This is a genomic window from Pseudomonas moraviensis subsp. stanleyae, assembly GCF_036283065.1.
In the GTDB taxonomy this organism is placed as follows: domain Bacteria; phylum Pseudomonadota; class Gammaproteobacteria; order Pseudomonadales; family Pseudomonadaceae; genus Aquipseudomonas; species Aquipseudomonas stanleyae.
The window spans coordinates 164705-176920 of sequence record NZ_JAADJI010000002.1 but is presented as its reverse complement, the minus strand read 5'-3'; the positions used below and the strand labels follow the sequence as shown (position 1 = coordinate 176920).

Annotated in this window: 10 protein-coding genes and 1 pseudogene; 6 read left to right on the top strand and 5 right to left on the bottom strand. The window is 58.8% G+C overall.

Features of this window, described 5'->3' with window-relative positions; translation table 11 throughout:
* Positions 1-57: 57 nt before the first annotated feature.
* From proX to GXB78_RS03295, 3 genes are read right to left on the bottom strand one after another with little or no spacing between them, the layout of a single operon-like run.
* Complete coding sequence (gene proX, locus GXB78_RS03305; protein WP_329514183.1) at positions 58-1068, bottom strand: glycine betaine/L-proline ABC transporter substrate-binding protein ProX; 1011 nt, start codon at positions 1066-1068, stop codon at positions 58-60.
* A gap of 42 nt (positions 1069-1110) precedes the next feature.
* Positions 1111-2064: a glycine betaine/L-proline ABC transporter permease ProW gene (proW, locus tag GXB78_RS03300; protein ID WP_329514181.1), complete on the bottom strand. Its 954-nt coding sequence runs from the start codon at positions 2062-2064 to the stop codon at positions 1111-1113.
* A gap of 51 nt (positions 2065-2115) precedes the next feature.
* Positions 2116-3150, bottom strand: coding sequence for a quaternary amine ABC transporter ATP-binding protein (locus GXB78_RS03295; RefSeq protein WP_329514179.1), 1035 nt, complete (start codon positions 3148-3150; stop codon positions 2116-2118).
* Positions 3151-3519: 369 nt separating this feature from the next.
* Here GXB78_RS03295 and GXB78_RS03290 point away from each other — a divergent pair, with 369 nt between their 5' ends.
* From GXB78_RS03290 to GXB78_RS03275, 4 genes are all read left to right on the top strand, one after another.
* Positions 3520-4479 carry a LysR family transcriptional regulator gene (locus GXB78_RS03290; RefSeq protein ID WP_329514178.1) on the top strand — a complete coding sequence of 320 codons (960 nt, stop codon included), beginning with the start codon at positions 3520-3522 and terminating at the stop codon, positions 4477-4479.
* A 140-nt stretch (positions 4480-4619) separates the two neighbouring features.
* On the top strand, positions 4620-5957 hold the full coding sequence (locus GXB78_RS03285) for an MmgE/PrpD family protein (RefSeq protein WP_329514176.1): 1338 nt from the start codon (positions 4620-4622) through the stop codon (positions 5955-5957).
* A 150-nt stretch (positions 5958-6107) separates the two neighbouring features.
* Complete coding sequence (locus GXB78_RS03280; RefSeq protein WP_329514174.1) at positions 6108-7343, top strand: aromatic ring-hydroxylating oxygenase subunit alpha; 1236 nt, start codon at positions 6108-6110, stop codon at positions 7341-7343.
* Positions 7344-7358: 15 nt separating this feature from the next.
* On the top strand, positions 7359-8510 hold the full coding sequence (locus tag GXB78_RS03275; RefSeq protein WP_329514172.1) for an MFS transporter: 1152 nt from the start codon (positions 7359-7361) through the stop codon (positions 8508-8510).
* 6 nt (positions 8511-8516) lie between these two features.
* Here the strand turns inward: GXB78_RS03275 and yddG are convergent, their stop codons facing one another.
* Complete coding sequence (yddG, locus tag GXB78_RS03270; RefSeq protein ID WP_329514170.1) at positions 8517-9452, bottom strand: aromatic amino acid DMT transporter YddG; 936 nt, start codon at positions 9450-9452, stop codon at positions 8517-8519.
* 18 nt (positions 9453-9470) lie between these two features.
* Here yddG and GXB78_RS03265 point away from each other — a divergent pair, with 18 nt between their 5' ends.
* Positions 9471-11117, top strand: coding sequence for an MFS transporter (locus GXB78_RS03265; protein WP_329514169.1), 1647 nt, complete (start codon positions 9471-9473; stop codon positions 11115-11117).
* On the opposite strand, the gene GXB78_RS03260 is transcribed toward GXB78_RS03265, so the two are convergent.
* A complete protein-coding gene (locus tag GXB78_RS03260; protein ID WP_329514167.1) occupies positions 11118-11246 on the bottom strand; it encodes a hypothetical protein in 129 nt (42 codons plus the stop codon).
* A gap of 656 nt (positions 11247-11902) precedes the next feature.
* On the opposite strand from GXB78_RS03260, the pseudogene GXB78_RS03255 reads away from it, so the two are divergent.
* Positions 11903-12196, top strand: a pseudogene (locus GXB78_RS03255) (polymorphic toxin type 46 domain-containing protein); the annotation flags it as partial.
* Positions 12197-12216 lie beyond the last annotated feature (20 nt).

Sequence of the window (12216 nt, the reverse complement as noted above, 5' to 3'; positions counted from 1 at the left end):
GCCTGCGACCGTAACGTGGGCGACGGGCTCAGCCGCCGCACTCTGTGGTCGAACCGATTACTTCGCCGCTGCGCGTGCGTCGCTCAACCAGCCGTCATAAGCCTGCTGATTGGCCTTGATCCATTGCGCCGCATGACGCTTGATGTCGGCGAGGGACTTCTCACCCTTTTGCATGCGCAGGTTCTGCTCGCTTTCCGCGCTGGGAGGGATGCTGACCTCGGAAAGGAATTTGCGCGCCACCGGGTTCTTCTCGGCGAACTCCTTGTTCATCACGGCATTGATCGTGTCCACCGGGAAACCGAGGTTCTTGCCGTCATGGAAGGTGTCTTTGCTTTCCTTGCCATCCGGCAGCGAGGTGAACGGCACTGGCAGCCAGACCACATCGCGTCCTTCCACCAGCACGCCGGCAATCCACTGCGGCACCCAGGTGAAGAACAACACCGGTTTACCCTGCTGATAGCGCGCGATGGTGTCGGCCATCAGCGCAAAGTACGAGCCGCGGTTATCCACCACGGTCGGGCCGAGACCATAGGCTTTCATGTGATGCTCGATCATGATTTCGCAGCCCCAGCCCGGGTTGCAGCCAGTGAGGTCAGCCTTGCCATCGCCGTTGCTGTCGAACAGTTTGGCGATCTCCGGTTTCTTCAGATCGGAGAGGTCCTTGATCTGGTAGGCGTCGGCGGTCTTCTTGTCGATCATGTAGCCCTGCAACACGCCTTTCATGACTTGCCCGACCTTGACCATCACGTCATCGCCGCCGGCCTTTTCATAAAATGCCTGGTGCAGGTTTTCCCATTCATGCACGGTGAAATCCGCATCGCCGTAGGACAGCGCAAGAAACATCGCCGGGTAGTCGACTTCTTTCGGCGCCTTGACGTCGTAGCCCAATTCCTTGAGTCCGGCGAGCACCACCTCACCGCGAAAACGCTCTTCGGCGATGCTCGGGAATATCGGCGTGATCGACACACCGGCGCCCGGTTTGTTGGCATCTGCCGCGTGAACCGCTGAGCACAGCAATGTAGCGAACAGCGAAGCCATCAGGCTTTTCTTGAAAGTTGTCAGGTTCATGTTTCACCACGCTTGAAAGTGTTTATGGGTGAGCAGACAAACTCAGTTCGTCACTGGACGTGCAACGGGTTTCTTTTTTTTCAGTTTCATCAGCAGCCCCAGCGGGCCGCTTTCATACCAGCGCTGACCGGTGGCCAGGTCGCTGCTGCGTTCACCCATGGCCTGGGTCAGTCGGTCGAGGAACACCGCCAGTAACACCAGCCCGGCGCCGCCGACACTGGCCAGGCCCATGTCGAGTCGACCGATGCCGCTCAACACCATCAAACCGAGACCGCCCACCGAGATCATCGAGGCCACCACCACCATCGACAGCGACAACATCAGTGTCTGGTTGAGCCCGGCCATCATCGTTGGCGCCGCCAGCGGCAATTGCACCTTCAGCAGCATTTGCGTGGCCGTGCAGCCGAACGCCCTCGCCGCCTCGACCTTGTCGGCGGGCACCTGGCGAATGCCGAGGTTGGTCAGGCGCACCAGTGGCGCGACCGAGAAGATGATGGTGACGATGACGCCGGGCACATTGCCGATGCCGAAGAGCATGACCACCGGCACCAGATAGACGAATGCCGGCAACGTCTGCATGGCGTCGAGCACCGGGCGGATGATCATTTCCGTGCGATCACTGCGCGCGCAGAGAATGCCCAACGGGATGCCGATCACCGCGCAGAACAACAGCGAGGTCAGCACCAGGGCCAGGGTGACCATGGCGTCGTTCCACACGCCGATCAGGCCGAGGCCGGTGAGCGTGGCGACGCTGAAAATGGCGATGCGTTTACCGCCGATCTGCCAGCTGATCAGCCCGGCGATGATGATGAACACCGTGGGCGGCACCGACAGCAGGCTCCACTGCACGCCATCGAGTACCTGGTCGACCGGCCAGCGAATCGAGCGGAATACTTCGCGAAAGTTACCGACCAGGTATTTGAGCGCGGTTTCGACCCACGAACCCAGGGGAATATTGATGCTCTGGAAAGGATCCAGAATATTGAAATCTGACATGGTGCTACCTCGCCCGCAGAAACTGCTTTATCAATTCTGAGTATTCGGAGTTCAGCTGTTACTCAGGCAGCTCAGTAAATGCCCCTGGGAAATCGAACCTTTATAAAGTCCAACTTCATCTACCACCGGCATCGGAGTTGCCGACGCGGCAACTATATGAAAGATGTCTCGCAATGAGGCTTCGGCCTTGATCGTTACTTGGCTGCCCGGCAAATAAACAACATTGGAATCCTGCTGGGCGATATCGCCGGCCTTCAATATTCGACTGGTGTCGAAACCATTGAAGAAGTCGCGCACATATTTATTCACCGGGTTGCACAGAAGTTCACGCGGCGTGCCGATCTGCACCACGCGCCCGCCCTCCATGATCGCGATCCGATGGCCGATGCGCACCGCTTCTTCAATATCGTGGGAGATGAAAATGATCGTGCGATCCTGCTCGGCCTGCAGCTTGATCAGCTCGCCCTGCATCTCGCTGCGGATCATCGGGTCGAGTGCGGAGAAGGCTTCGTCCATCAGCAGAATGGCGGGGTCATTGGCCAAGGCGCGGGCCAGGCCGACGCGCTGCTGCATGCCACCGGAGAGTTGATGGGGAAAGCTCAGTTCCTGGCCGGAAAGCCCGACCTGCTCTAGTGCGCCCATGGCCCGGCAGTAGCGTTCTTTTTCGCTGACGCCGCTGATTTCCAGACCGAAACTGACGTTGTCGATCACGCTCATATGCGGCATCAGGGCGAACGACTGGAAGACCATGCCCATGTCCTTGCGCCGCACTTGCAGCAGGTCCTTGTCGGCCAGACCGGTGATTTCCCTGCCGTTGAGGAAGATCTTGCCAGAGGTCGGTTCGATCAACCGATTGAACAGGCGGACCATGGTCGATTTGCCGGAGCCGGACAATCCCATGATCACGAAGATTTTGCCTCGGCGGACGGAAAAGTTGGCGTCGAATACACCAATTGCCTGACCGGTCTTTTTGAATACTTCAGCTTTCGAGGCGCCCTCTTCAATCATCTTCATGGCCAGCGCTGGCTGGTTGCCGAAGACTTTGAAAACATTCTTGACGCAGATGATCTCGTCGGAACTTGTCATACCATGCCTCCTTCGTGTCGCACTTCGATCGCTTTAAACGACGAGCAATTGAGTGAAACCATGTTTGAACGGCAGCAGTAATCAATAAATGTCTTCACGACGGGTTTCCTTTTATTATTTTTGGGTGCCCAGGAAAGAGGGGATGTTGCAAATCTATTAGCATCACCTCGCTTAATCCAACTACATTTACAGGGACAATTCGATAACGTCGGGTTATCGGTTGCAGGGTCGGCCATGGCTGATCCTTCGGCTTCGCACTGTGAGCGACCGGGTCTATTCCCAAAGCGACGCTGGCGTGGCCCTGCGAAGAGCGTTCCGTTACCCTCCTCGCGCTTCGTTGGGGAGCTGTATCGTTAGGAGAGTGTACGAATGACCAAGCATGTCGACCCTGACACCATCCTGTTGAAAATGCCGTCCTTGAGGGCTGTGAAGGCATTTGTCGCCGCTGCCAAATACGAAAGCTTCACCCGTGCCGCCGAGGCGTTGTGCGTTTCGCAAGCGGCGATCAGTCGGCAGATCCGTGAGCTGGAAAGCTATCTGGGCGCGCAACTGTTTACCCGGGTGGGTCGGGCGGTGGAGCTGACCGCCGCCGGCGCGGTGTTCTTCGACGCCGCGCAATTGTCGTTCGTCAACATTGCCCAGGCTGCCGAACGCATCCGCAGCAGCCAGTCGAGCAAGAAGGTGCTCACGGTCTGCTGTTCGCCGGCCTTTTCCGCACTATGGCTGTCGAATCATTTGCAGGAATTCTTTGCTCAGTGCCCGGACATCGAGCTGAACCTGATTACCACGCAGAACTTCCTCACCATGGAGCCCGGGGTACAGCCGGACATTTTCATCACCAAGATTTCGCGGATCCGCGAAGGTTACAGAAGCTATCCGCTGTGCCATGACGTGATCTACCCGGTGTGCACGCCGCAGTACCTGGAGCAGCACCCGGAAATTTCCACCATCGAGGGCGTACGCGATTCAGCGTTGCTCAACCTCAGCCCTTACGGCCGCTCGCAAGTCGCCGAGCACGTCGACTGGGGCGTGTGGCTGGCGTTTCAGGCGATCGATATCGACGACCGCCCGGCCAACAGTCCGCAGATTTTCAACGCCAACGACTACAACTTGTTGATCAGCATGGTCCTGACTCACCAAGGCATTGCGCTGGGCTGGAATCATCTGGTCACCTCGCTGGTGCAGCAAGGCCTGCTGGTGCGTCCGATCGAGCAACAGGTGCAGTTGCGCAACAGTTGGCACTACTTGAGCTGCCGCGAAAATTCCGACAATGAAGATGAATTGCGGCGTTTCCGCGAATGGATTCTGGCGAAGTTTCCCCGCCGTTGATCTGCGCTGCGCCAGCGTCGGTCGTTTTGGTTATCAATAGCCTGACGAAAATGTCGCTGGAGCAGCCTCGTTGCCTGACCCATTGTTGAGCGGCGCCGACCAAGCACGGTATCGCTCAACACACAGGAAGGGCTTGCTGCATGTCACTCTTCGAATTCTCTCGCGATTTTGATTTTCTCGACGCCCCGCAGAAAACCCGCGCCATCGTGCAAAACAGTCTGCTGGACATCATCGGCGTCATGGCCGGCGCGGCGAGCAATGGCACCACTGTCGCCATGCGCCGGTTTGCCGAACGGCATTATCCGGCCGGTCTCTACAGCAGTCGCCTGATCTTTGCCGGGCAGCGCGTCAATGTGCTCGGCGCAGCCTGGGCCGGCGGGTTCAGCGCTGACAGCCTCGATGCCCATGAAGGTCACTTCAAATCCAAGGGCCATGCCGGGGCGACCGTGGTCCCCGCCGTGCTTGCCCTCGCCGATGCGCTGCATCATCAGGGCCGATCCATCACTGGGCATGAGCTGCTGAGCGCTCTGTGCATTGGTTACGAAACCGCACTGCGTGCCGGCTCGGCACTGATGGCGACCTCGCCGACGTATCACGCTTCCGGTGGCTTTTCCGCGCTGGGGGTGGTCTGCGCCGGGGCGCGATTGTTGGGTCTGGATGAGGCCACCTTTCGCCACGCTTTGGGCATTGCCGAATACTTCAGCGCGCGCTGCCCGATGATGCGCGTGGTGCAAGCGCCGACGATGCTGCGTGACGCCCATGGCGCGGGCGCATTTACCGGTTTGAACGCGCTGTTCATGGCGATGGAAGGCATCACCGGGGCGCCGGCGGAAACGGTGGAAGACATCAGCGTTTCAGAGCATTGGCGCGACCTCAGTGAACGCTGGGAAATCGACAGCCAGTACTTCAAACCCTGGCCGGTCTGCCGCTGGGCGCAACCAGCGCTGACGGCGATGCTCGAGCTGCAACGGCAACATCCGCTGCTTGCTGCTGATTCGATCGAAACCATCCGGGTGGAAACGTTTTATGAATCGATGTGCCTGCAGGGGCATTCGCCGAAGGACGCCGATCAGGCGCAATACGCCCTCGCATTTCCGCTGGCAGCGCTGATTGTCAGAGGCAAGGTCGGCCCTGAGGAAGTCACCGGTTCGGCGATTTCTGCGCCGGATATTCTCGCGCTGAGCGCCCGCATCGAAATCGTTGAAGCCGCCGATATCTCGGCGCGATTCCCTGAGGAAATTCTCTCGCGGCTGAGCATTACCTTGAGAAATGGCGAGGTGCTGGTGAGCCCTATCACCGCTGCGCGCGGCGATCCGCAGACGCCGCTGAGCGTCGAGGAACTGGAGCTGAAGTTTGATCTGTTCGCCCTTGGTCTTGGCCATGAACGCAGCAGCGCTGTGAAAACGGCAATCCGGCATATAGCTGACGCCAGCTGCGCGATCACCGCACTGGAACCGGTTTTTCAAGCGCGGCCGTGATCTGCCCATTCATAACGTCAAATCATTAATTGCCCGCAGCAAATGTAGTTTGTGATGCTCGTCCCGAGCGCTATAGCCTGAGGCTTATCATTTATTCAAAAGTCACGATTGAAGGTGACCGCTCAAGATTGATGTCCTGGGAGGATAACAATGAACAATAAACAAACCGTTTTTGACCTGATCGCACAACGCAAGCCTTGGCATTCGCTGCCCGGCGCGCTCTACCGCAGTGAGGATGTGTACCGTCAGGATCTTGAGCAGATCTGGCACCGGGACTGGATTTTCGCCGGCCACACCTTCGAAATCACCAAGCCGGGGCAGTATTTCACTTTGCAGATCGGTGACTATCCGGTTGCTGTCGTGCGCGGTAAGGACGGTGAGGTTCGGGCTTTTCACAACGCCTGCCGGCACCGTGGCGCGAAAATCTGTGAGGCCGACCATGGCAAAGTGGCGAAGATGGTCTGCCCGTATCACAAGTGGACTTACGAACTGGACGGCAATCTGTTGTTCGCTGGCAACATGGGCCAGGACTTCGACAAATCGCAATACAACCTGAAAAGCGTGCACTGCGAAATCGTCGACACCTACATCTATGTCTGCGTGGCCGCCAAGGCGCCGGACTTCGACGGTTTCCGCAAAGCCGTCAGCCCGTTCATCGCGCCGCACTACCTCGACAACTGCAAAGTCGCGTTCGAGTCGAACATCGTCGAGAAAGGCAACTGGAAGCTGGTCTTTGAAAACAATCGCGAGTGCTACCACTGCGACGGTTCTCATCCAGAGTTGCTGCACTCGTTTGTCGATAACCTTTCGGTGGGCGGCATCAGCGGTGAAGATGATCCAGAGCTGTCGGCGTATTGGGCCAAGTGCGAAAAGGCCGGATTGCCCAGCCGTCTGGTGATGGACATCAACGGCCAGTTCCGCATGACCCGCATCCCGCTTTCATCCGGTGCCGTCAGCTACACCATGGACGGCAAACCGGCCGTGAACGGGCGCCTCGACAAAACCTCGGAAGCGGACATCGGCGCGCTGCTGTACTTCCACTACCCGTCGACCTGGAACCACTTCCTTGGCGACCACGCGCTGAGTTTCCGCGTCCTGCCGATCAGTGCTACCGAAACACTGGTCACCACCAAATGGCTGGTGCCCGACACGGCGGTGGAAGGCGTTGACTACGATATCGAGCGCCTGACCAAGGTGTGGATTGCCACCAACGATCAGGACCGCACGCTGGTCGAAGGCACCCAACGCGGGGTGACCTCGCCTTCCTACGAGCCCGGCCCGTATTCGGAAACCGCCGAGACCGGCGTCTGTCAGTTCGATGACTGGTATTGCGCGACGATGATGGAGCGGTTGAAAGGGCCGATTTCGCTGAAGTCGGTTGGTTGATTGGCGCTTCTGTCCATGAGCGATTGCACATCATCCCTGGCGATTCACGAAAACTACGGCGAACGCGCGTCTACGCGGATCATTTTCCTGATCACCGGCATCGTCATGTCGGCGTGGGCGCCGCTGGTTCCTTTGGTAAAAGCGCGCACCGGGCTGGATGAAGGTGGTCTGGGCCTGTTGCTGCTGGGCTTTGGTATCGGCTCCATCGTGGCCATGCCGTTCGCCGGTTACCTGACCGCGCGATTCGGCTGCCGCCCGGTGATCATCGTTTCAACTCTGGTGCTTTGTGCAGTGCTGCCGATGTTGAGCTATCTGGCTTGGCTACCGGGGCTGGCGGTTACGGTGCTGCTGTTCGGCGCGAGCATGGGCATGCTCGATTGCGCGATCAATATCCAGTCGATCATCGTCGAAAAAAACAGCGGCGAAACCTTGCAATCCGGCTTTCACGGCCTGTATAGCGTGGGCGGGATTGCTGGAGCTGGCGCGATGACGGCGATGCTCAGCCTCGGCCTGGATCCGCTGCTGTCAGTGCTGTGTCTGGTGGCGATCATCGTTGCCTCGCTGTACAAGGCTGCGCCGGATCTGCTGCCCTATGGCACCGAGCGCGACGGGCCGATCTTCGCGATTCCGCGCGGAATCGTCCTGCTACTGGGGATCCTCTGCTTCATCGTGTTCCTCACCGAAGGCGCAATGCTCGACTGGAGCGCGGTGTTCCTCGCTTCACAGCGCGATATGCAATCGAGCTACGCAGGTTTGGGCTACGCCTGTTTCGCCGCGGCGATGACTCTAGGGCGGCTGACCGGAGACGCGGTCGTCAGGCGACTGGGTGGCATACGCGTGGTGACGCTGGGCGGTATCTGCGCGGCGGCCGGCATGCTGGTTTCGCTGGTATTCGATAACTGGCAGGCTGCACTGCTCGGCTATGCGCTGATCGGCGTCGGTTGCTCGAACATCGTTCCGGTGTTGTTCACCGCTGCAGGTCGGCAACAGCGTATGCCGCAGCGCACGGCCATTCCGGCGATTATTTCCATGGGTTATGCGGGAATTCTCATGGGGCCAGCGTTTATCGGCATGATCGCCCACATCAGTTCGCTGGTGATCGCGCTGGGTGGCGTGGTGTTGCTGTTGCTGTTCGTCAGCTGTGCCGCGAGGTTCCTCAGGACTTGATGCAGGTCATGGGTGCGGGTCGACGCCGACTTCGCCCACAGTCGCTCGGGAAACTGCGAGTTGCCGGGTCGCATGCCAGCACATCAGCGAGCCCGCCGTCACCAGCACGGCGCCTTGCCAGAACTGCAGTTGCAAACTGACCCCCAGCCACACAGCGGCGAACGCCGACGACAGCACGGGCGCGGAGTAGGATGCGGTCGCGAGCAAGGTCAGGTTGCCACGCAGGATGCCGACGTTCCACAGTGCGTAGCCTCCGGCCATGGCTATTCCAGCGGCGAGTAGCTCGACCGAATTTTCCCAAGTGAAGGCCGGGATCTGCTCGTCGCTCAGATACCACTTCGACCACAGCACCACGGACGTCAGGGCGAAAAACAGCACCACCAGATTCTGCCCGTCGGCATAGCGACGGGTGACATTGCAATACAGGGCAAACGTGATCGCACAGGCCAGCGCCAGACTGTAACTCAGCGGGTTGGACTGAACGTTGGACGCAATCCCCGGCAGAGACAAGCCCTTGCCGCTCACGACCCACAAGATCCCAAAGATCGCCAACGCCGAGCCTGGAATGATCAGCCAGCGGGTTTTTTGTCCGTTCATGACAATCGCCAGCACCACGGTCAGACACGGCCACAGATAATTCACCACGCCCAATTCGATGGCTTGATGACGATCACTGGCAAACCCCAGGGCCAGCGACAGGCACACCTCATAGGCGACGAACAAGGCGCTGCCGAGCACGAGATAGAGCTTTGAGGTCGAGCGAACATGCGGGCGGCCAAGAAACCCCAGCAACAGGATGGCGCCCAATGAATAAATCATCGCCGCGCCGCCCAACGGACCGAAATGTTCGCTGACGCCCCTGATCAATCCGGCGGCGGTACTCCATAAAACAATCGCCACCAGACCACACGCCGTGGCGCCTCGCTCACCTCTGATCTGCATCCTGACTCCTGGCGCTGCATGGCAATTGGACCGCACAGGCTAACGAGCAAAACGCAACGCATAAAGCGACATTTGTGCCGGGCTATTGATGAGCTGCGGTTATGCGTAAGGCCTTGCCAGACCTGCGTCGTAACGTCGCAGCCTTCAGCTATTGGCAAATCCTGCGCAAGCCGTAGAATCCGCCGCGCTCTTGCAGTCGCGCGTTCCGTCACAGACGCGAATCTGCAGGACTGGCCATATCTCACTGATGTATGCCCGACGCCACCGCCCTGCCCGATCGGCAGACATTCGCACAACACCTGTTCCAGCCTGGCAACCGCATGCGCAGAGGCGCACGTTGCGCTGTTCGATTTCCTGAGGTTTTTTATGTCTCCGCGTTTGCTGGCCATGGCGCTGGCGCCCCTGCTCGGGCTGTTCATCATTGCTCTGGGCAACGGCTTTCTTTCCTCCCTGACCACCCTGCGCCTGGACGCCGCCGGTGCCTCGGCGACGATGATCGGGATTGTTTCATCGGCTTATTTCATGGGCCTGACGCTGGGCGCGGTGTTCAATGACCGGCTGATCCTGCGCATCGGCCACATCCGTGCCTACGGCAGCTTCGCCTCGCTGATCGCCGTGACCATCCTGCTGCAGGGCCTGTTCTATGACACTTGGGGCTGGCTCGTCCTGCGCCTGATCAACGGCTGGGCGACGGTCGGCGTGTTCCTGGTGATCGAAAGCTGGCTGCTGCTGGCGGGTGACGAGAAGATTCGCGGACGCTTGCTCGCGCTGTACATGATCGTCCTGTATGGCGCCGGTGTTCTCGGACAAGCGACGCTGGGAACAATCACCGGCATGAGCGACAGCGCGCCATTCATGGTCGCCGGCATGCTCGCCGCGTTGTCGGTACTGCCGATCGTAATCCTGCCGCGAGTGTCGCCGCTGCTCGATCAGGTCGAGCCGCTCAAGCCCCGACAACTGCTGGGTGTGACGCCGACCGGGCTGGTCGGCTGTTTCGGTTCGGGCGTGACCATTGCGGCGATCTACACCTTGTTGCCGCTGTATCTGCAACGCAGCGGTCTGGACGTCGGTGAAGTCGGCAGCATGATGGCCTGGACGATTCTCGGCGCGATGCTGCTGCAATATCCGGTCGGACGCTGGTCCGACCGCACGGATCGTTTGCAGGTACTGACCCTGCTGGCGGTGGCGTGCACCGCGTTGTCGCTGGTGATTGGACTGATGCCGCTGTCCTCGACAATGCTCGCGGCGATGCTGTTTCTGCTTGGTGGCGGCGTATTCGCGCTGTACCCGGTTGCCGTCAGCCACGCAGCCGACCGCGCCCCGGCCGAAGCGCTGGTGCCGATGATTCAGGGTTTGCTGCTGATCAACTCGCTGGGCTCGGCCATCAGCCCGATGATGATCTCGCCGGTGATGAACTCGTTCGGCGCCAACGGCCTGTTCTGGGTATTTGCAGTGGTCAACCTGAGCATGGTCAGCTTTTTCTTCTGGCGCCGCGGCAAACGCCCGGTCCCGGCCAACCCCGCACCTTTTGCGGCGGCGGCAACCTTTTCGCCGACAGGCGCGGAGTTGCGGGTCACCGAGGATTTGCGCGTGGCCGCAGAAGAGCATCCGGCCATGATGGATGCGATCAGCGGGGAATTGGTGACGCAGCGCGGCGACAGTTGATCAGCAACTGCCCGGCGGGATGCCATCCTTGTTGAAGTCCTTCAAGCGCTCGCGCTCTTCTTCAGTGGAATGCGCAGGGGTCGATTGATCGGGTACTTCTTCCGGCACTTCAGGTTTTTCGTCAGTCATGGTTCTGCCCTCGTTGTCGTTGCTGTTTCGGCATCGGCGCAGGGCTGGTGGTTCCGGATTTCGCACCTTGCCCTGCCATCGACGCGGCAACAACCACGAATCCCGGAGCGTAAATGCACAAAGGCCTGCGAAGCTTTCGCTCGCAGGCCTTTGTTGAAAGATGGTGCCCGAAGCCGGAATCGAACCGGCACGCCCTTACGAGCGGGGGATTTTAAGTCCGTAATTTTTTTCTTTTAAATCATCCGCTTAGGGACATGATTTTTCCGCATCGCACACATTTCTTATCCGTTCCAAGACAGCAAAATCAGCACCTCAAAATAAATTGCGGAAAGAAACCGGGCTGTAGAGAGGCCTGGCCGTCACCGTGCGCCGGTCGACTGGATCTCAGATCAGTTGAGCCATACTCATGGAAAGATGATCAGTCAGCAGTACGGAGCGTGGACCAAGGACGACGGACCGGACGTGGTAGATAGGCTACAGATCGACATGAATCTATCACTGGTAACTGTCGCCCCATCTAGCTAGGCAGAAAGGATCGGTGTACCCAGCTTACAAGGGCCCGGTTTCCGAGGTGGCAAGAAAGGGTGCCCACGCCTGGGCGCCAGTTCATCGACGCCGGCCAGGAAATCCACCTGAGCTAAGCTGTTAACCGAGGGAAAACCGTGTATCAGTATCAGTCGCCGGGCGCACCTCAAGGTAATTATTATTCTTTGAACCCAGCTACGACTCCATCGGAGCTAGGTATTGGTCCGCTGGGCGATAATCGCGCAGCGGGTACTGTGGAATTGAAGCTCCAAGGCATTTATCGAACAACTGAAAAGCAAAAAGTTTTGAAATCCAAAGCGAAGTCCATAGACGACACATGGTCTGTCCGCGGTCTGAGTCAACCTTCAACCGGTGGAGGCACGCAAATTTTTAGCGCATCCAAAGGTAACTTTGAAAAACAATAAACATTTTTATAGGCAAAAAA